The organism is Pontivivens ytuae (assembly GCF_015679265.1).
Taxonomy (GTDB): Bacteria; Pseudomonadota; Alphaproteobacteria; order Rhodobacterales; family Rhodobacteraceae; genus Pontivivens; species Pontivivens ytuae.
In genome coordinates, this window is record NZ_CP064942.1 from 2,460,001 (window position 1) to 2,477,894 (window position 17,894).

Sequence of the window (17,894 nt, forward strand, 5' to 3'; positions counted from 1 at the left end):
CCCCAACGCGAGCATTATCCTCGCCGAGCGACCCCGGCGATGAGCGCGTCAAGGCGGTCGAGGCAGTCCTGCAACTCGAAGCGCTCCATCACCGTCTGCCGGGCTGCGGCGCCTAACGTGTCCTCGACCGCGGGAACTTCACGTCCGAGCACCTCCAGTGCCCGTTCCGCCACTTCGTCCGCGGAGAAGAAGTCTACCAGGACGCCGGTTTCGCCATCCGTGATTACCTCCTCCACCGGAGCCGTGCGGGAGCCGACGATGCGACAGCCCGCGGCCATCGCCTCGAGACACGACCAGGACAGCACGAACGGATAGGTCAGGTAGATGTGCACCGCCGAGATCTGGAGCAGCCGGACATATTGCGCGTAGGGGATCTTACCGAGGAAGTGGACGCGCCCTTCCGGCAGGTCCACCTCTCGGGTCAGCAGGTCACGATAGGTCCGCCCCGGCGGCGCCGCGCGGCCGTAGCTCACCTCATCGCCGCCGACCACGACGACCTGAACGTCCGGACGCTCGGACAGGATCCGGGGCAGGGCGCGCATGAAGGTGTGGAAGCCGCGATAGGGTTCCAGATTGCGCGCCACATAGGTCACCACGGGATCGCCCGCGCGCAGCACGCCACCGGCCACATCAAACGTCGCCTTCGCATCTGGTTTCACCACCGAGCAATCGATGCCGTCGTGGATCACCTCGATCCGGTCGCGCAGCGTCTCCGGAAACTGCTGCCGCTGCCAGGCCGTCGGGGCATAGAGTGCATCCGCCGCCTCCGCCGCGACCAAGTGATGGGCGTTGCGCATCCGGGTGCGGAAGGCGATCTCCGCATGCTCGGGATACTCGGGGTCGAAGCCGATATTAGCCCCGCGCGCGTTGTAGTAGAACTCGCAATAGCTCACGAGCGGCACGTCGGGGTAGATGTCCTTGACGAAGAGCGTCTCGCCCCAGCCCGGATGCCCGATCACGACATCAGGCTCGAAGCCCCGGTCCCGCAGCGCGATCAGCGCCTTCGCCACGCCCTGCCCGTTGATGACGGCCGTCTCGGCCGGGCGCAGGTAGTGGTGCGTGCTTTCGTGCGCCGTGCGATGCGGCCGATACTCGACATGATCGACCCCCGCCAGCCGCTGCTTGCCGGGCTGCGTCACGTAGACCACCCGGTTCGTCTGGTCCTTGGCGAGGCGTGCGGCGATGTGCCGGAACTGCGCCGGCGCGTTCTGGTGGAGGAACAGGTAATTCATCGGGCGCTCCCCCTGTCTGCCGCGTTCGCGCGACCCTAGAAATGCCTGCAAAGCCTGTCAATTCGCCGCTCTTTGCAATCCCTCGCACAGGCGCGTAAGGTCGGTCTCGCCTCGGGGGGGCCTGACCGGCCTGAGATGCGCATCCCGCGCGGACCCGTTGAACCTGAACCGGATCATGCCGGCGGAGGGAAGGCCGAGACGCGTACGCTGCTCCCCTTCGATCCCATGGCTGGAGGAGACCCGACCATGCGTCACGCGCTGACTGCCCTTGCTACGCTCGCCACCCTGCCTGCCGCCGCGCAGGAGCTCATCGTCTATACCTATGACAGCTTCACATCCGAGTGGGGGCCGGGCCCGGTCATCGAGGCCGCGTTCGAGGCGGAGTGCGGCTGTGAGCTCACCTTCGTCGGTACCGGCGATGGCGCCGCGATGGTCGCGCGGCTGCAGCTCGAAGGGGCGGGGACCGATGCGGACGTGGTGCTGGGGCTCGACACCAACCTGACCCATGCGGCGGCGGAGACCGGGCTGTTCGCGCCCGCGCCCACCGACATGCCCGCGCCCGATCTGCCGGTGGTGTGGGAGGATCCGACCTTCGTCCCCTTCGACTGGTCCTACTTCGCCTTCATCTACGACACCACGGTTCTGGCCGAGCCGCCGACTTCCTTCGAGTCGCTGGCCGAGAGCGATGTGAGCATCGTGATCCAGGACCCGCGCAGCTCCACCCCCGGCCTCGGCCTGCTGATGTGGGTCGATGCGCTCTATGGCGAGGAGGCCGGCGCGATCTGGGGGGAGCTCGCCGACAACATCGTCACCGTCACCCCCGGCTGGTCGGAGGCTTATGGCCTGTTCCTCGAGGGGGAGGCGGACATGGTCCTCTCCTATACCACCTCGCCCGCCTACCACCTGATCGCCGAGGAGGATGGCACCAAGGCCGCGGCCCCCTTCGAGGCCGGTCACTACATGCAGGTCGAGGTTGCGGGGCAGCTTGCCTCCACCGATCAGCCTGAGCTGGCCGAGGCGTTCCTGCGTTTCATCGCGACGCCGCCGTTCCAGTCCGCGCTGCCGACGACGCAGTGGATGTATCCCGCCTTCCCGACCCCGCTGCCCGAGGGCTACGAGACGTTGCACGTGCCCGAAACCGCGCTGCTGCTGCCCGCCGAGGAGGCCGCGGCCCGGCGCGATGCGGCGCTCGCCCTCTGGCGGGAGGCGCTGAGCCGGTGATCGGCGCCGTCGGCCTGGTTCTGGGACTGCTCGTCCTCGCGGTCTGCGCAGCACCCATCGCGGCGCTGATGCAGGCCGCGACGCCGGGCACCTGGGCCGGGGCCGACACCGCGATCCTGCGCTTCACTCTGATGCAGGCGGTGCTGTCGGCGCTGCTCTCCGTGGCGCTGGCGGTTCCGCTGGCCCGCGCGCTCGCGCTGCGCCGGTTCCCGGGGCGCGGGGCGCTACTGACGCTGCTGGGGGCGCCGTTCCTGCTGCCTGCACTGGTCGCGGTGCTCGGCCTGCTGGCGATCTGGGGGCGCGGGGGCGTGATCTCCGACGGGCTGGCGCTGGTCGGACGCGGTCCGCTCGACATCTACGGGCTCGGTGGGATCCTGCTCGCCCATGTCTTCTTCAACCTCCCGCTCGTTACGCGGCTGCTGCTGCAAGGCTGGGCGGCGATCCCGGCGGAGCAGTTGCGTCTTGCCGCCGGCCTCGGTTTCCGGCCCGCAGACCAGTTCCGCCATGTGGAGTGGCCGATGCTGCGCGAGGTCGTGCCGGGCGCGGCCCTTCTCGTCTTCCTCCTCTGCACGACGTCGTTCGCGATCGCGCTGACGCTCGGCGGCGGGCCGGGGAGCACCACCGTAGAGGTTGCGATCTACCAGGCGATCCGGTTCGAGTTCGACCTCGGCCGCGCCGGGCTGCTGGCCCTCGTGCAGACCGGTCTGTGCCTCTGCCTCGCCGGGCTACTGATGCTCGCCGGGCGCCCCGTCACAGCGCAGGGCGGCCTGCTGCCCGAGGCCGGAGGGGTGGAGCGGCATGGCTGGCGGCGCGGCGCCGACAGCGCCCTTCTGCTCGGCGCGGTGGCGCTGCTGGGCCTGCCGCTGCTGGCGATCGTGCTGCGCGGCCTGCCAGGGCTAGCGGAGCTCGATGGCAGCGTGCTGCGCGCCGTCGGGCGGTCGCTGGCCGTGGCTCTGTCCTCCGCAGCGATCTGCGTGCTCTGGGCGCTCGGCATCGCGGCGGGGCTGGTGCGGTTGGCGGAGCGGCTGCCCCGGCTGGCCCGCGCGGCGGAGGGCGCCATGCTCATCACCCTCGCAGTCTCCCCCTTCGTGCTTGCCGCCGGGCTGTTCCTGTTGCTGCGCGGCCGCGTCGATCCCTTCGCGATCGCGCTGCCGATGGTGGTGCTGGTGAACGCGCTCATGAGCCTGCCCTTCGCGCTCCGCGCGCTGGTTCCGGCTCTGGCCCTTGCCCGTCGCACGGATGGACGGCTGGCCGACGCGCTCGGCCTGCGCGGCTGGACCCGGTGGCGGGTGGCGCTACTGCCGCGCCTGCGGGGACCGCTCGGTTTTTCCGCCGGGCTGGCGGCAGCACTGTCGATGGGCGACCTCGGCGTCATCGCGCTCTTCGGCTCGACCAGCACGTCGACGCTGCCGCTCGTGGTCTACCAGCTCATGGGCGCCTACCGGATGGAGGCGGCGGCAGGTGCGGCCCTGCTCCTTCTGGCACTGAGCCTCGCGCTCTTCGCGGCATTCGACCTGTGGGGGCGGCGGGCATGATCCGGTTCGATCGCGTGGTGATCCGGCAAGGCGATTTCGTGCTGCGCGCCGATCTCGAGGTTGCGGGGCCCGGCATCACTGCCGTTATCGGGCCATCGGGCGGCGGCAAGTCGACCCTGCTAATGGCGCTTGCCGGCTTCGTACGGCCGGCGGAAGGGCGGATCCTCGTGAGCGGTGAGGACATCACCCGGCGCGCGCCCGACCGCCGCCCGGTCTCGATCCTGTTCCAGGAGCACAACCTCTTCGCCCATCTCGATGTCGCCGGAAACGTGGGCCTCGGGCTGCGCCCGAGCCTACGACTGAGCGCCGACGAGCGCGCGAAGGTCGAGGCGGTACTGGAGCGGACGGGCCTCGAGAGCCTCGGCGCGCGAGCCGTCTCCGCCCTGTCCGGCGGCCAGCGACAGCGCTTGGCACTAGCACGGGCGCTTCTGAGGGATCGCCCGGTGCTGCTGCTCGATGAGCCGTTCGCGGCACTCGGCCCGGGGCTGAAGCGCGACATGCTGGACCTGCTGGCGGAGATCGTGGCGGAGCGGAGGCTGACGGCCCTCATTGTAACCCACGACCCGGAAGACGCGAAGCGGGTGGCGACTGAAACGCTGTTGGTCGCCGATGGCGTCGCGGAGGCGCCGCGGGAGACGGGGGAGCTTTTCGCCGCGCCAACGCCCGCGTTGCAGGCGTATCTCGGGGACGACTGATCGCTGAGAGCTGAGGGCCCGGCCTGTCAGCCGGGCGGGAAACTTGAGAAGTTCAGCTTAATGAAAAGGGCCGGAGATCACTCTCCGGCCCTTCCAGTCAGAATTCAGCCGATCAGGCGTCGTCGCTGCGCCGGTGCTTCACGTCGTGCCACAGCTTCTTGTTGGTGAGGTACAACAGCACCGTCAGCAGGCCGAGGAACAACACCGCAGTCAGGCCGAAAGCCTTGCGCTGGTTCAGCTTCGGCTCGGCCGCCCACATCAGGAAGGCCGCGACGTCGACCGACAGGCTCTCCAGATCGTTGGGCGCGCCGTCGGCGTGCTCGATGTCCTCGCCCCAGAGCGGCGGGGCCATCGCGATCCAGCCGCCCGGGAAGGCGGTGTTCTCGTAGTAGATCACGCCCGCTTCCTCGCGCTCCTCACCGGTGTAGCCGGTCAGGACGGAGGCGATGTACTCCGGCCCGCCCATGCCGTTGATGAGTTGGCTGATGCCGGTGCCGTAGGGGCCGTGGAAGCCCGCGCGCGCCTTGGCGAGCAGCGACATGTCGGGCGCCGTCTCCATCTGCGAACCCGGGAAGCGGTCCGTAAGGCCCGCCTCACGCTCGTCACCCGGCTGGGCGTCGAGGCTGTCATCGGGCACGAAGTAGTTGGAGGCGAGCTCCGTCACCATCTCCGGCGGCATGTTGGGGCCCGAAGGCTCCGTCAGGTTCCGGAAATAGACGTACTCCATCCCGTGACAGGCCGCGCAGACGTTGTGGTAGACGGCGAGCCCGCGCTGGAGTTGTGCCGTGTCGTAGCTGCCGAACGGTCCCTCGAACGGGAAGTCGTAGTCGACGGTTTCGCCGTCGCCCCCGGCAGCATGGGCGCTGCCGAAGGTCAGGGTGAAGGCCGCAAGGGCCGTGAGGATGATCTTTTTCATCGGTCTTCTTTCCTCTCGGGCCTTATTCCGCCGGCTGGTTGAGCGCCGGGGCCACGTCGGTGGTGCCGCGCGCGTCATGGGCGGTGGCCGGATGGGCCTTGTCCCAGGCTTCCTCGATCGTCACCGGCTGCGGCAGCGGCTCTTCGAAGAGACCGAGCAGCGGCAGGATCACCAGGAAGTAGGCGAACCAGTAGATCGTGCCGATCAGCGAGATCACCGGGATCAGACCCTCCGCCGGCATCGCGCCAGCCCACATCAGGACGATGAAGTCCACTACGAGCAGGGCGAACCAGTACTTGAACATCGGGCGGTACTTGCCCGAGCGCACTTTGGACGTGTCCAGCCACGGCGCCAGCGCCAGGATGAACAGCGATGCGAACATCACCAGCACGCCCAGGAAGTCCGACTCGAGGATCGTGATGTCCGTGAACGGGATCCCGATCGAGAAGGTGATTGCGCGCAGCATCGCGTAGAACGGCAGCAGGTACCATTCGGGCACAATGTGGGATGGCGTCGCCAGCGGATCGGCCGGGATGTAGTTGTCCGGGTGGCCGAGGTAGTTCGGCATGAAGCCGACGATGGCCACAAACACCACCATGATCAGTGCGAGCGCGTAGAGGTCCTTGATTACGAAGTACGGCCAGAAGGGCAGGGTGTCCTTCTGCGCCTCTTCCTTCGAGCCGCGGCGCACCTCGACCCCATCGGGGTTGTTGTTGCCCGTGGTGTGGAAGGCCCAGATGTGCACGGCGGTCAGGCCGAGCAGCAGGAATGGCATCAGGTAGTGCAGCGAGAAGAAGCGCGTCAGCGTCGCGTTGTCCACCGCCGGACCGCCGAGCAGCCAGGTCTGGATCGGCTCACCGATGAACGGGATTGCACCGAAGAGGCCGGTGATCACCGTCGCACCCCAGAAGGACATCTGGCCCCAGGGCAGCACGTAGCCCATGAACACGGTCGCCATCATGATGATCAGCATGATGCAGCCGATGATCCACGTGACCTCGCGCGGCGCCTTGTAGGAGCCGTAGTAGAGGCTGCGGAAGATGTGCAGATACACCGCCACGAAGAACAGCGAGGCGCCGTTTGCGTGGATGTAGCGGATCGCCCAGCCCCCGTTCACGTTGCGCATGATGTGCTCGACGGAGGCGAAGGCCATGTCCTCGTGCGGGATGTAGTGCATCACCAGCACGATGCCGGTGACGATCTGCATCACCAGGGTGAAGGTCAGCACGATGCCCCAGATCCACATCCAGTTCAGGTTCTTGGGCGTGGGGATCATCAGGGTGTCGTAGGCGAGGCCGAGGATCGGCAGGCGGCTGTGAAGCCACTTCTCACCGCCGCTCTTCGGCTCGTAATGGTCGTGGGGAATACCAGCCATCGGTCGCTCCCTTATCCGAGTTGAATGACGGTGTCGGAGACGAACTCCGCAACCGGTATGTGCATGTTTTCAGGTGCCGGGCCGCGGCGGATGCGGCCGGCGGTGTCGTAGTGAGAGCCGTGGCACGGGCAGAACCAGCCGTCGAAATCGCCGGCATTGCCCAGCGGGACACAGCCCAGATGCGTGCAGACGCCGTTCATCACGAGCCACTCGCCGGTCTCGTCCAGCGAACGGTTCTCGTCGGTGGCCGCACTGTCGTCGATGTTGGGGTTGCGCGCGTCGCGATCCGGCAGGTCGGCCACGTCGACGGCGCGGGCGGCCTCGATCTCTTCCTGCGTACGGCGGCGGATGAAGACCGGCTTGCCGAGGAACAGGACAGTGAGCTGCGAGCCCGGCTGCAGCGCGGACACGTCCACGGGGATCGAGGACAGCGCCGCCACATCTGCGGACGGGTTCATCTGATTGATGAGCGGCCAGACGGCGGCCCCGACGGTCACGACCCCGGCGCCGGCTGTCGCCACGTAGAGAAAGTCGCGGCGGTTTGGTTCTTCTGCGGACTGGGACACGAAGTGCATCTCCCTTTTCGGTCTCTCGCCCCCTTGAAGCGTCAAGGCGGACACGTCATCTTCGTCGCGGAGTATAAGGGCCCGCGAGGTGGCTCCCACCTACACCTTGGTGCGACGCCGGTCCAGCGGACAGTGCGACGCACGAATTCACGTGTTCATCCCTGATCGAGCGATATGGTTCTTCCTTTGCGGCTTGCCAGCTTCCAGCCCGATATGGCGGCCAATCTGGGAGCTTTGGTGCGGATTTCCGCCTGCTTCGGCGTTCCGCTCGACGTGATCGAGCCTTGCGGGTTTCCGTTGTCTGCCAAGGCCTTGCGCCGGGCTGCCATGGACTACGGCCAGCGGGCGGAGGTGGTGCGACATGATGATTGGCAACAATTCGCCGCATCCTGCACCGGACGGCTGGTTCTCCTGACCACGAAGGGGGCGGAGCCGCTGGAGCGTGCGGCCTTCCGCCCCGGCGACATCCTGATGACCGGGCGAGAGAGCGCGGGCGTGCCCGAGGAGGTCCACGCCGCGGCCGACCTGCGCGTGGCGATCCCGATGGCCGAGGGCGCGCGGTCGCTCAACGTGGCGGTCAGCGCGGGTATCGCGCTCTTTGAAGCGCGGCGGCAGCTCACGACCGATCACGTCGGTGTCGCATCGGGCTGACCGCGGCGCGTGCGTGCTCTAGATCAGGCTTCAGAGCAGGAGATCCCGATGAACCGACGCGATTTCGCCCTGGCGCTGGGCGCCGCCACCCTTGTCCCCGCCGCGGCCCGTGCGGTGACGGCCCGCCTGATCGACGGTCCGTGGCAGCGCTTCGGCAGTACGGGCGATCCCGCAATGGGCGTGTGGGAGGGGATCCTCGCGCAGCACCTCGTCATGGGCGCCGACGGCGTGGCGCGCGTTCGCTATTCGGCTGTGCCGTTGCCCGAGCTGCGCCAGTTCATCGGCGCGATGCAGCAGGTCGACGTGACGACCCTCAACCGCGACGCCGCCTTCGCCTACTGGGCCAATGTCTACAACGCCGTCACCATCGCCGTGGTGGCCGAGGCCTGGCCCGTCCGCTCGATCCGCGACATCGGCGGCGGGCTGTTCTCCCCCGGTCCCTGGCGGGAGAAGCGGTTCGCGGTGATGGGCCAGACGCTCTCCCTCGACGATATCGAGCATGGGATCATGCGGCCGGTCTTCGGCGATGCGCGGGTGCACTACGCGGTCAACTGCGCCTCGATCGGCTGCCCGAACCTCAAGGCGACGCCATGGCGTGCCGCAAATCTCTCCGCCGAGCTCGACACCGCGGCGCGGGCCTACGTCAACCATCCGCGCGGGGTGGAGGTCACGTCGGGCGGGCTCGTCGTCTCCTCGATATATGACTGGTTCAAGGCGGACTTCGGCGGCACCGATGCCGGCGTGATCGCGCATCTGGGCCGCTATGCCGAGGATCCGGCGGTCGGGGCCGCCACCCGCATCCGTGACGACCGCTACGACTGGGCCGTTAACGCCGTCTGAACCCATCCCGCCCGATCACATCTTGCACAGGCCCGCTTGCGTCCCGCCGTTTCATGGCATGATGGTGCGGTCCGGCCGGACGCCCCCGCCCGGCCGCAGGAGTGAAAGGCGAAGATCATGTTGAAGACCATCCTCATTGGGGCGACCGCGGCGCTGACGCTCGCGGCGTGCTCCCCCAACCGCACGGGCAGCGAGTCCGTCGTCAGTTCGCGCGACGTGGGCCTGCGCTCGACCGTCGAGCGGTGCCGCGTCCTCGAAGTGCGCGAGGTCACCATCCGCGACGAGCAGGAGGCCGGGATCTCCGCCGGGGTCGGCGGCCTTGCGGGCGGCGGCATCGGGGCCGCCCTCGGCAACCAGGTGGGCGGCGGTTCGGGCAACGAGCTTGCCACGGGCCTCGGCATCCTCGCCGGTGTTGTGGCGGGCGGTGCGCTTGGCGAGCAGCTCGACGACGCGCGCGGCACGCGCACCGGGCTCGAGTACTCGGTGATCGACCAGCGCGGGCAGGAGGTCGTTCTGGTGCAGGAGTTCCTGCCCGGCGATCGTGTGGCCCAGGCGGGTGAGACCTGCCGGATCCAGGTCGCCTCCAACGGTCGTGCCCGCGTGCTGCCGGGCGAGCAACTGCCGGGCGCGGTGAACGCGCCCGCACAGACCGTCGTCATCCGCTAGGGCAATTGGGTGCCGGGCCGCATCAGCCCGGCACCGCGAAACCGCGCCTTAGCGCAGCCAGACGTCACCGGATTCGCACAGCGCCCGGCAGTCGGTGGCGTCGCCCATCAGGTCCTCGGCATTCATGATCGAATGGATGCCGGGGCCGGTGAAGCGCGGGTCGTCGCACTCGTTGTCGTTCGACCATTCCGAGCTGTCATCTCCGAAGGAGATCGAGCGGCATTCGGACACGTCCGCTTCGGCGCGCGTGCGCACCATGCGGATCATCCCGGCATCGAACAGCATCGCGCAGTCCGACGCGTCCGTGAGCACGGATTCCGCGGCAAGGCTCGCCGCCATGCCCTCTCCCACGAAGCGGGGGTCGTCGCATTCTCCGTCATTGGCCCATTGGTTGCTGTCGTCCCCGAACTTGATGGATTGGGCGACGGCCGTCCCGGCGATCAGGGCCACGAGCCCTGCAATGGCGATGTGATGAAGCGTGGCGCGCATGGTTTTTCCTTCCAGCATCACTGTTTGAGTCGCGTGACGCTGGAATCCTTAACGCAAACTCGCGTTAAGGTTGTGTCGCCAATGTGGCATTCGCCTTTTTCGTGTCAGGCTGTGTCCCGCACGTCCCCGAGGCTCGCGACCCCGAGCGCGTCGAGCGCCTGCGCCACGATCTGCGGAGCATTCATCGCCGCGACCTCGTACATCTCCCGCGGGCTCGCCTGGTCGATGAAGATGTCAGGCAGCACCATCGGCCGCACCTTCACACCGCTTTCCAACACGCCCTGATGCGCCAGCAGGTGCATGACCTGGGAGGAGAAGCCGCCGACGGCCCCCTCCTCCAGCGTGATCAGCACCTCGTGCTCGCGGGCGAGGCGCAGGATCAGATCCTCGTCCAGCGGCTTGGCGAAGCGGGCGTCGGCGAGGGTGGTGGAGATGCCCTTCACCTCCAGCTCCTCCCGCGCGATCATCGCCTCGCCGAGGCGGGCGCCGAAGCTGAGCAGGGCGACGCGCGTTCCCTCCTTCAGCACGCGGCCCTTGCCGATCTCCAGCACCTGGCCCCGCTCCGGCATATCGACGCCCAGCCCCTCGCCCCGCGGATAGCGGAAGGCCGACGGGCCGTCGTCGATGGCCGCGGCGGTGGCGACCATGTGCATCAGCTCCGCCTCGTCCGCGGCGGCCATCACCACCATGCCCGGCAGGTTGGCGAGATAGGCGATGTCGTAGGCGCCTGCATGGGTCGGCCCATCGGCCCCCACCAGCCCCGCCCGATCGATGGCGAAGCGCACCGGCAGCCGCTGGATCGCCACGTCATGTACTACCTGATCGTAACCGCGCTGCAGGAAGGTCGAGTAGATCGCGCAGAACGGTTTCATTCCGCCGGCCGCAAGCCCCGCGGCGAAGGTCACCGCGTGCTGCTCCGCGATGCCGACGTCGAAGGTCCGCTTCGGAAAGCGCTCGCCGAAGATGTCGAGGCCCGTGCCATCCGGCATCGCGGCGGTGATCGCGCAGATCTGCTCGTCCATCTCGGCCTGCTGCACCAGCGCGCTGGCGAAGACCTTGGTGTAGGAGGGCGCGTTCGACTTCGCCTTCTTCTGCTCGCCGGTCGCGACGTCGAACTTCGCGCGGGCGTGGCCCTTGTCCGGTGCCCCCTCGGCGGGCGCGTAACCCTTGCCCTTCTTGGTGATCGCGTGGATCAGGACCGGGCCGTCCGCACGAGCCTTCACCGCGCGCAGCACGGCGAGGAGCTGGTCCATGTCGTGCCCGTCGATCGGGCCGATATAGGAAAAGCCCAACTCCTCGAAGAGCGTGCCGCCCACGGCCATGCCCTTCACCAGCTCCTTGGCGCGCTTGGCCCCCTCGCGGAAGGGCGGCGGCAGGAAGCTCGCCGCGGTCTTGGCCGCAGCCTTCAGCTCCTCGAACGGGCCTTCGGTGTAGAGGCGGGAGAGGTAGTTCGACATCGCACCCGTCGGCGGAGCGATGCTCATCTCGTTGTCGTTGAGGATGACGATGAGCCGCTTGCCCAGATGGCCCGCATTGTTCATCGCCTCGTAGGCCATGCCGCCACTGATCGCGCCGTCGCCGATTACGGCCACCGCATCGCCCAGCCCCTCGGGACAGCGCCCCTGCAGATCGCGCGCCACGGCAAAGCCGAGCGCCGCCGAGATCGAGGTGGAGGAATGCCCGGCCCCGAACGGGTCGTAGGGGCTCTCCTTGCGCTTGGCGAAGCCCGACAGCCCGCCGCCCTGCCGGATCGTGCCCATCCGGTCGCGGCGCCCGGTGATGATCTTGTGCGGATAGCATTGGTGGGACACGTCCCACACGATCTTGTCGCGCGGCGCGTCGAACACCGCGTGCAGCGCCACCGTGAGCTCCACCACGCCGAGGCCGGCGCCCAGATGCCCGCCCGTCTGGCTGACCTGGCTGATCGTCTCGGCCCGCAGCTCATCGGCGAGCTGTTTGAGCTCGCGGTCGTTGAACTGGCGCATGTCGGACGGATAGGTGACCCGGTCGAGAAGCGGGGTATCGGGGCGCGGGGCCATGGCGGTCTCCTCAGCTTTGGCGCGCGAGGGTAAAGCGGGCGGCCTCGACGAGCGGCCGGGCCGCCTCCCTGAACTGTGACATATGCGAGACGGCCTGGCAAACCAGCGCCTCGGCCTGCGACCTGGCGCCCTCCACCCCCAAGAGCGAGACGAAGGTGGCCTTGCCGGCCTCGGCATCCTTGTGGAGCGCCTTGCCCGCGAGATCCTCGTCCCCCTCCACATCGAGCAGGTCGTCGCGGATCTGGAAGGCGAGGCCGAGCGCGTCGGCATAGTCGCGCAAGGCGGTGCGGGCGGCCTCATCGGCCTCGCCCAGGATCGCCCCCGCCTCGACGGAGAAGCGGATCAGCGCGCCGGTCTTCAGCGCTTGGAGTGCTGTGATCTCTTCGAGGGTCAGCGCCCGGCCCGCCGTCTCCGCCGCGATGTCCATCGCCTGCCCGCCGACCATGCCCTTTTGCCCCGAGGCGGCGGCGAGCGCCGCGACCAGCGCCGCCCGAACATCGCCGGAGGGGTGCGTCGCGGGAGCCGCGAGGATCGCGAAAGCCTCGGTCTGGAGCGCATCGCCCGCCAGCACCGCCGTCGCCTCGTCCCACTGCCTGTGGACCGTCGGTCGGCCCCGGCGCAGGTCGTCATCGTCCATGCAGGGCAGGTCGTCGTGGACGAGGGAATAGGCGTGCAGGCACTCTACGGCCGCTGCTGCATTCAGCGCCCTGTCGCGCGGCACGTCGAACAGCGCCGCACTCTCCACCACCAGGAACCCGCGCAGCCGTTTGCCGCCGCCCAGCGTGCCCCAGCGCATGGCATCGGCAACCGCGTCTCCAGTCGGGAGCAGGGCGTCGAGACGCGCCTCGATCTCCGCCGCGACGGACGCGAGCCGCTCCGGAAAACCGTCCATCACTCGTAGCTGGCGGGCTTGGCGCTGACCTGACCGCCCTCGGCGGTGATCTGGGCGATCTTCTCCTCCGCCGCGGCAAGCTGTTGCTCGCAATGCTTTTTCAGCGCCGCGCCGCGTTCGTAGAGGGCGATGGACTGGTCGAGCGGCACGTCGCCGCCCTCGAGCTGCGCGACCACCTTCTCGAGCTCCGCCATTGCGGCCTCGAAGCTCATCTCGCTCACGGGTGTGTCGCTCATGCCCTCTCCCTTTCCATAAGTACGCCGACATGAGCGGCGACGGAGGCGCCGAGGGCGTCGAGGTCGTAGCCCCCCTCCAGCATCGATACGAGCCGCCCGCCCGCGTGCCGTTCCGCGATAGCGCAGAGCCGCTCGGTGATCCAGACAAAGTCCTCCTCCACCCAGTTGAGCTGGGCGAGCGGATCGGCGGCGTGGGCGTCGAAACCGGCCGAAACCAGCACGAGTTGGGGGGCATAAGCGTCGAGCATCGGGAAGACCTCGGCCTCGTAGGCCGCCCGCATCGCGGCCCCGTCGCTGTCGGGCGGCAGCGGGATGTTCGCCACCTGCCCGAACGTCCCCTGCTCCGACCGCGCGCCGGTGCCGGGCCAGAGCGGCGACTGGTGGGAGGAGACGAAGCGGACGCGGTCCTCCTCCCACAACAGGTCCTGCGTGCCGTTGCCGTGGTGCACGTCGAAATCGACGATGGCGACCCGGTCGAGGCCATGGACGTCGAGCGCGTGCTTCGCCGCCGCGGCCACGTTGCCGAAGAGGCAGAAACCCATGACCTTGGCCCGCTCCGCATGGTGGCCCGGCGGGCGGGTGGCGACGAAGGCATTGCCAGCATTGGACAAAACCGCATCCACCGCCCGGATCGCCCCGCCCGCGGCATGGCGCGCGGCCTTCAGCGTGCCGGGCGACATCCAGGTGTCGGGGTCGAGCTGGACGATCCCTTCGGCCGGAGCAGCCGTGGTGAGTGCGTCGATATGGGGCTGGGGGTGGACGCGCAGCAGCGCCTCGTCGCTGACCTCCGGCGCCTCCTCCCGGTCGAGCGGGTCGAATTCGGGGGCGGAGAGGGCGCGGGCGATCGCCTCCAGCCGCTCGGGCCGCTCGGGGTGGCCCTCGGGAACGCGGTGGTCGGCGCCGGACGGGTGGGTGATGAGGAGCGTCATGGGCGAGACCTTAGCGACTTGGTCAACGGGCGCAAACCGCTGTGCACGGGACGTATGATTTGCGTATGACCCGCGTATGACCGACCCGCTTCGAGGGCGCAAAGGTTAATGGGGTGCGGTGGCGTGATGTGGCTCGCCGTGTGAGCAAGGCTGACACGGAGTGCCGAGGGCCGCGCCCGACCTGGAGGGCGCAAGCGGGACTGTATTGAGAGGCGCGCGCTTTCAAGCATCGGTGTCGCTCATTCGATGCATGACATCACCAACGCGCCCTCCTGGGGGAGGTCGGGCGCGGCCCGGCGGTGCCGCCGGGCGGAAAGCTTCCTTAGGAGATTGTCAGTTCTCGATCGGTTTTCAGGATGTCCAAGGCGTCGGTTGCGAGCGGTCCCGGCGCTGCGGCCGGGACGGTGCAGGAATGGCAACCGCCCCGGACTTGATCCGGGGTCGTGTAGAGCGTTGCAGCAGATCCTCGGGTCGGACCCGAGGATGACGGTGCACTCCGGACGCCTCAGCCCCGCTCGGTCAGGCGGTCAGGCTCGCCGGCCTGCCAGTCCTCCGACAGGCCTCCGTAGAGGGTGTGGTACATCTCGTCGCCGGTGTGCTGGGTGAACTCGGCGTTCACCTGGTGGTCCTCGTAGCCCAGGATCTCCTTGCACGCCTCGATGAGCAGCCGGGCCAGCTCCGCGCGCTGCTCCGGCGGGCGGCCCTTGCGGATGTCGAGCATCAGGAGGGCGGCGGGATAGGGCGCGTCATCGGTACAGCGCCAGACGCTGCCTTCGCCGAGCTCCCGGATGGCCACTGTGATCCGGTGCGGGCTCGCACCCATCTGCGCCGCGAAGATCTCGCCGAAGCGGCGGGCGAGGTTCTGCTTCTGCGCGGGCGTGTGGGAGAACGGCGTGTCGAGTTGCAGGTAGGGCATGCGTCACTCCTTGGGCGGGTCGAGCACGGCGGAGGCGAGGTCGCGGGCCGGCCAGTCGCGGCGCCCGCCGGCCTCCGCATCGCGGACCAGCTCGACGAGGCGGGCGTTGACGGGTGCTTCGCGGCCCAGGCGCTGAGCGAGGCGGACGACCTCGCCGTTGAGCATGTCGATCTCGCTCGGCCGTCCTTCGGCGAAATCGTCGGCCATCGAGGAGCGGGCCTTCGGATCGATCTTCTGCAGGCGCAGGCCCACCGGGCGGAAGATCACGTCGGGCAGCGACAGGAAAGTGGGAACGAGGTTGGGGGCCATCGCGCCGACCTTGGCCGGGCGGATGCCCGCGACCTGCAAAAGCTCCAGCGTCTCCCGCATCGCGGCGGCGAGGACGCGGCGATAGGGGCGCTGGGACAGCTCCTCCCGCAGGGTGAGGCCGGAAAGCGCGTTCACCGCGTTGTTGAGGTTGAGCAGGAGCTTGCCCCAGGCGATCGGCTCCATGTCGTCGACCTCCTCCAGCTCCGCCGGTGTACCGACGGCCTCATGGTGGATCGCGTGGAGCAGCGGGTGACGGTCGGCGAAGATGTGGCCGAGCGTTGCCTTATGCCAGCGCCCCGGCCCTTCGGAGACCACGTTGAAGGGCACGGTGCCGTGGAGGATCGTGCGGCCGGGCAGCAGGCGACGCAGGACGTCCGGGTTCGACACGCCGTTCTGGAGCGAGAGCACCGGCGTCTCGGCCCGCGCATGGCCGCCGATCTGGGCGGCGGCGGCCTCGGTCCCGGTGGACTTCACCGTCAGCACGATCAGGTCGGCGTCGTGCATGACGGACGGGTCGGTGGTGAAGGGGGGGAAGGACGTATGCTCCCAATCGTCATAGTCGGTGAGGTGCAGACCCTTCGCCGCCTCCTCCGCCCGGCGGGCGCGGCCGATCAGGACGACGTCGAGGCCCGTGGTCGCCCAGGTGCCGCCGACGAAGCAGCCGATGGCGCCCGCGCCCAGCACGGCGATCTTGGGTGTATCGGTCATCGGCAGCTCCTCCCACGGCGGTATCTGGGCGCAAGGCGCGGTCCGAGGCAAGAGTTGCGCGGGGCGGAGGCCTCCGGCGGGGATATTTCGAGCAAGAAGAAGCCGCTGGGCCTCAGTGGGCGAGGATGTTGAGGAGGCGGCCGAACGGGTCGCGGACATAGAAGCGGCGCACGCCCCAGGGCTCCTCGACGGGTCCGTATTCAGGCGTGTGGCCGGCGGCTTCGAACCGGGCGAGGGTCGCGTCTAGGTCGTCCACCTCGATAGAGAGGTCGGGGACCGGGGTGCCGCTGCCGCCTTCGGTGGCGACGCTGATCTGGGGGCGAGCGTCGGCCGGGGCGGCGAAGGTGGCGATCCAGCCCATGTCCATTACGACGTCGAGGCCGAGAAGGTCGTGTAGAAGGCACGCGCGTTTGCGGGGTCTCCGTCGATATTCGGGACGATCCGCAGGACGGCCATCAGTCCGGTACCAGCATGTAGCCCGCGCCGCGCACGGTCTGCAGGTAGCGGGGCGCCTTGGGATCCGTCTCGATCTTGCGGCGCAGTCGGGTGATCTGCACGTCGATCGCCCGCTCCTGCGCCTGGCCGTGGTCGCGGCCGAGCTCCTCGATCAGGGTCTGGCGCGTGACGGGCGCGTGCGGCTGGCCGGAGAAGATGCGCATCAGCGCCTGTTCGGTGGAGGTGAGGCGCACCTGTTCCTCGTCCCGCCACATCTCGCCCCGGCCCATGTCATAGCGGATGGGGCCGAGGTGGAGCGTCTTGGGCGGCTCCGTCTTTGGCTGCGGCTTCGGCACACGCCGTAGGATGGCGTTGATGCGCAGCAGCAGCTCCCGCGGCTCGAAGGGTTTGGCGAGGTAGTCGTCGGCGCCTGCCTCGAGCCCCGTGATGCGGTCGTCGGCCTCACCCCGGGCGGTCAGCAGCATGATCGGGGTCGCCAGCGTCTCCCGCAGCGAGCGTGTCAGGGCGAAGCCGTCCTCGCCCGGCATCATCACGTCGACCACCAGCAGATCGAATTCGAGGCCGTCGAGCAGGCGGCGGGCATGGGCCGCGTCGCGGGCCATGGAGACGAAGTAGCCGTTGCGGCTGAGGAACTTGCGCAGGAGCGTCCGGATCCGCTCGTCGTCGTCGACGATCAGGATATGCGGGTCGCTGTCGAGCTCACTCACGGCCGTCCCCCATCAGGCTGAGCACGCGGGGGCGCATCTCCGGATCGATCATCTCCTCAAGCACCGTACGGAAGCCCGCCACCGCCTCCGGCCCCGCCCGCATGTAAGCCTGGCGCATGCGGCCGCGCTGGGCTTCGGAGAGGCTGCGCTCCAGCGACTGCCCGCGCTCGGTCAGGTGCAGGTTGCGCTGGCGGCGGTCGGTGCGGCCGACGCGGCTCTCCACCAGGCCGTCGTCGACGAGCTGCCGCAGGACGCGGTTCAGCGACTGCTTGGTGACGCCGAGGATGTCGAGCAGCTCGTTCACCGTCAGCCCGGGCCGGCGGTTGATGAAGTGGAGCGCGCGGTGATGCGCGCGGCCGTAGCCGTAATCCTCCAGCATCCTGTCGGGATCGGCGGTGAAGCCGCGATAGGCGAAGAACATCAGCTCGATCCCGTTGCGGAGCTGATCGTCCGTCAGGAACAGGAGCTGCTCGCTGCGGGTGTTGGAAGGCGCGAAGCGCTGGCTCATCGGATTGT

General features: G+C 68.7%; 20 protein-coding genes and 1 riboswitch. Of the genes, 6 read left to right on the forward strand and 14 right to left on the reverse strand.

Annotation, left to right across the window (positions count from 1 at the left end):
- Window positions 1-14 precede the first annotated feature (14 nt).
- The gene (locus I0K15_RS12005; RefSeq protein ID WP_196101754.1) at window positions 15-1,232 is read right to left on the reverse strand and encodes a glycosyltransferase family 4 protein; all 1,218 of its coding nucleotides are present in this window, start codon (window positions 1,230-1,232) and stop codon (window positions 15-17) included.
- A 102-nt stretch (window positions 1,233-1,334) separates the two neighbouring features.
- A riboswitch (TPP riboswitch) is annotated at window positions 1,335-1,439 on the forward strand.
- 39 nt (window positions 1,440-1,478) lie between these two features.
- Here I0K15_RS12005 and thiB point away from each other — a divergent pair.
- The 3 genes from thiB to I0K15_RS12020 are packed head-to-tail and all read left to right on the forward strand — an operon-like array spanning window position 1,479 to window position 4,683.
- Window positions 1,479-2,453, forward strand: coding sequence for a thiamine ABC transporter substrate binding subunit (gene thiB / locus I0K15_RS12010; protein ID WP_196101755.1), 975 nt, complete (start codon window positions 1,479-1,481; stop codon window positions 2,451-2,453).
- Window positions 2,429-3,988, forward strand: coding sequence for a thiamine/thiamine pyrophosphate ABC transporter permease ThiP (locus I0K15_RS12015; RefSeq protein ID WP_422394015.1), 1,560 nt, complete (start codon window positions 2,429-2,431; stop codon window positions 3,986-3,988). The genes thiB and I0K15_RS12015 overlap by 25 nt, the downstream gene beginning before the upstream one ends.
- Complete coding sequence (locus tag I0K15_RS12020; protein ID WP_196101756.1) at window positions 3,985-4,683, forward strand: thiamine ABC transporter ATP-binding protein; 699 nt, start codon at window positions 3,985-3,987, stop codon at window positions 4,681-4,683. Before I0K15_RS12015 ends, I0K15_RS12020 begins: the two co-directional genes overlap by 4 nt.
- A gap of 112 nt (window positions 4,684-4,795) precedes the next feature.
- Here the strand turns inward: I0K15_RS12020 and I0K15_RS12025 are convergent, their stop codons facing one another.
- Genes I0K15_RS12025 through petA form a run of 3 tightly spaced genes read right to left on the reverse strand, consistent with a single transcriptional unit; the run spans window position 4,796 to window position 7,540 of the window.
- On the reverse strand, window positions 4,796-5,599 hold the full coding sequence (locus tag I0K15_RS12025; RefSeq protein ID WP_196101757.1) for a cytochrome c1: 804 nt from the start codon (window positions 5,597-5,599) through the stop codon (window positions 4,796-4,798).
- 22 nt (window positions 5,600-5,621) lie between these two features.
- Window positions 5,622-6,974 carry a cytochrome b gene (locus tag I0K15_RS12030; RefSeq protein WP_196101758.1) on the reverse strand — a complete coding sequence of 451 codons (1,353 nt, stop codon included), beginning with the start codon at window positions 6,972-6,974 and terminating at the stop codon, window positions 5,622-5,624.
- A gap of 11 nt (window positions 6,975-6,985) precedes the next feature.
- The gene (petA, locus tag I0K15_RS12035) at window positions 6,986-7,540 is read right to left on the reverse strand and encodes a ubiquinol-cytochrome c reductase iron-sulfur subunit (RefSeq protein ID WP_196101759.1); all 555 of its coding nucleotides are present in this window, start codon (window positions 7,538-7,540) and stop codon (window positions 6,986-6,988) included.
- A 174-nt stretch (window positions 7,541-7,714) separates the two neighbouring features.
- Here petA and I0K15_RS12040 point away from each other — a divergent pair, with 174 nt between their 5' ends.
- From I0K15_RS12040 to I0K15_RS12050, 3 genes are all read left to right on the forward strand, one after another.
- Window positions 7,715-8,191, forward strand: a complete 477-nt coding sequence (locus I0K15_RS12040) for a tRNA (cytidine(34)-2'-O)-methyltransferase (protein ID WP_230374099.1) — start codon at window positions 7,715-7,717, stop codon at window positions 8,189-8,191.
- A gap of 48 nt (window positions 8,192-8,239) precedes the next feature.
- Window positions 8,240-9,031, forward strand: a complete 792-nt coding sequence (locus I0K15_RS12045; protein WP_196101760.1) for a DUF547 domain-containing protein — start codon at window positions 8,240-8,242, stop codon at window positions 9,029-9,031.
- Between the two features lie 117 nt (window positions 9,032-9,148).
- Window positions 9,149-9,697, forward strand: a complete 549-nt coding sequence (locus I0K15_RS12050; protein WP_196101761.1) for a hypothetical protein — start codon at window positions 9,149-9,151, stop codon at window positions 9,695-9,697.
- Window positions 9,698-9,745: 48 nt separating this feature from the next.
- Here I0K15_RS12050 and I0K15_RS12055 read toward each other — a convergent pair whose 3' ends face one another.
- The 10 genes from I0K15_RS12055 to I0K15_RS12100 all read right to left on the reverse strand — a co-directional run bounded on the left by I0K15_RS12055 (window position 9,746) and on the right by I0K15_RS12100 (window position 17,886).
- The gene (locus I0K15_RS12055) at window positions 9,746-10,186 is read right to left on the reverse strand and encodes a hypothetical protein (protein WP_196101762.1); all 441 of its coding nucleotides are present in this window, start codon (window positions 10,184-10,186) and stop codon (window positions 9,746-9,748) included.
- A gap of 104 nt (window positions 10,187-10,290) precedes the next feature.
- A complete protein-coding gene (dxs, locus tag I0K15_RS12060) occupies window positions 10,291-12,225 on the reverse strand; it encodes a 1-deoxy-D-xylulose-5-phosphate synthase (RefSeq protein ID WP_196101763.1) in 1,935 nt (644 codons plus the stop codon).
- A 10-nt stretch (window positions 12,226-12,235) separates the two neighbouring features.
- The gene (locus I0K15_RS12065; RefSeq protein WP_196101764.1) at window positions 12,236-13,117 is read right to left on the reverse strand and encodes a polyprenyl synthetase family protein; all 882 of its coding nucleotides are present in this window, start codon (window positions 13,115-13,117) and stop codon (window positions 12,236-12,238) included.
- Window positions 13,117-13,353 (reverse strand): exodeoxyribonuclease VII small subunit, encoded by a 237-nt coding sequence (locus I0K15_RS12070; RefSeq protein ID WP_196101765.1) that lies wholly within the window; start codon window positions 13,351-13,353, stop codon window positions 13,117-13,119. The genes I0K15_RS12065 and I0K15_RS12070 overlap by 1 nt, the downstream gene beginning before the upstream one ends.
- Complete coding sequence (locus I0K15_RS12075) at window positions 13,350-14,282, reverse strand: histone deacetylase family protein (protein WP_196101766.1); 933 nt, start codon at window positions 14,280-14,282, stop codon at window positions 13,350-13,352. Before I0K15_RS12075 ends, I0K15_RS12070 begins: the two co-directional genes overlap by 4 nt.
- Window positions 14,283-14,787: 505 nt before the next feature.
- Entirely contained in the window at window positions 14,788-15,198 is a 411-nt protein-coding gene (locus I0K15_RS12080; protein WP_196101767.1) for a tautomerase family protein, read from the reverse strand.
- A 3-nt stretch (window positions 15,199-15,201) separates the two neighbouring features.
- Window positions 15,202-16,215, reverse strand: coding sequence for a 2-dehydropantoate 2-reductase (locus tag I0K15_RS12085; RefSeq protein WP_196101768.1), 1,014 nt, complete (start codon window positions 16,213-16,215; stop codon window positions 15,202-15,204).
- Between the two features lie 112 nt (window positions 16,216-16,327).
- Window positions 16,328-16,576, reverse strand: coding sequence for a VOC family protein (locus I0K15_RS12090; RefSeq protein ID WP_230374100.1), 249 nt, complete (start codon window positions 16,574-16,576; stop codon window positions 16,328-16,330).
- Window positions 16,577-16,670: 94 nt separating this feature from the next.
- On the reverse strand, window positions 16,671-17,378 hold the full coding sequence (locus I0K15_RS12095) for a response regulator (protein ID WP_196101769.1): 708 nt from the start codon (window positions 17,376-17,378) through the stop codon (window positions 16,671-16,673).
- Complete coding sequence (locus tag I0K15_RS12100; RefSeq protein ID WP_196101770.1) at window positions 17,371-17,886, reverse strand: MarR family winged helix-turn-helix transcriptional regulator; 516 nt, start codon at window positions 17,884-17,886, stop codon at window positions 17,371-17,373. Before I0K15_RS12100 ends, I0K15_RS12095 begins: the two co-directional genes overlap by 8 nt.
- Window positions 17,887-17,894: the final 8 nt, after the last annotated feature.

Coding starts and splice junctions, on each gene's coding strand:
- I0K15_RS12080 (WP_196101767.1), bottom strand. CDS start 15,198: ATGCCCTACCTGCAACTCGACACGCCGTTCTCCCACACGCCCGCGCAG.
- I0K15_RS12025 (WP_196101757.1), bottom strand. CDS start 5,599: ATGAAAAAGATCATCCTCACGGCCCTTGCGGCCTTCACCCTGACCTTC.
- I0K15_RS12045 (WP_196101760.1), top strand. CDS start 8,240: ATGAACCGACGCGATTTCGCCCTGGCGCTGGGCGCCGCCACCCTTGTC.
- I0K15_RS12075 (WP_196101766.1), bottom strand. CDS start 14,282: ATGACGCTCCTCATCACCCACCCGTCCGGCGCCGACCACCGCGTTCCC.
- I0K15_RS12070 (WP_196101765.1), bottom strand. CDS start 13,353: ATGAGCGACACACCCGTGAGCGAGATGAGCTTCGAGGCCGCAATGGCG.
- I0K15_RS12040 (WP_230374099.1), top strand. CDS start 7,715: ATGGTTCTTCCTTTGCGGCTTGCCAGCTTCCAGCCCGATATGGCGGCC.
- I0K15_RS12005 (WP_196101754.1), bottom strand. CDS start 1,232: ATGAATTACCTGTTCCTCCACCAGAACGCGCCGGCGCAGTTCCGGCAC.
- I0K15_RS12085 (WP_196101768.1), bottom strand. CDS start 16,215: ATGACCGATACACCCAAGATCGCCGTGCTGGGCGCGGGCGCCATCGGC.
- I0K15_RS12050 (WP_196101761.1), top strand. CDS start 9,149: ATGTTGAAGACCATCCTCATTGGGGCGACCGCGGCGCTGACGCTCGCG.
- dxs (WP_196101763.1), bottom strand. CDS start 12,225: ATGGCCCCGCGCCCCGATACCCCGCTTCTCGACCGGGTCACCTATCCG.
- thiB (WP_196101755.1), top strand. CDS start 1,479: ATGCGTCACGCGCTGACTGCCCTTGCTACGCTCGCCACCCTGCCTGCC.
- I0K15_RS12090 (WP_230374100.1), bottom strand. CDS start 16,576: ATGGGCTGGATCGCCACCTTCGCCGCCCCGGCCGACGCTCGCCCCCAG.
- I0K15_RS12030 (WP_196101758.1), bottom strand. CDS start 6,974: ATGGCTGGTATTCCCCACGACCATTACGAGCCGAAGAGCGGCGGTGAG.
- I0K15_RS12065 (WP_196101764.1), bottom strand. CDS start 13,117: ATGGACGGTTTTCCGGAGCGGCTCGCGTCCGTCGCGGCGGAGATCGAG.
- I0K15_RS12100 (WP_196101770.1), bottom strand. CDS start 17,886: ATGAGCCAGCGCTTCGCGCCTTCCAACACCCGCAGCGAGCAGCTCCTG.
- I0K15_RS12020 (WP_196101756.1), top strand. CDS start 3,985: ATGATCCGGTTCGATCGCGTGGTGATCCGGCAAGGCGATTTCGTGCTG.
- I0K15_RS12055 (WP_196101762.1), bottom strand. CDS start 10,186: ATGCGCGCCACGCTTCATCACATCGCCATTGCAGGGCTCGTGGCCCTG.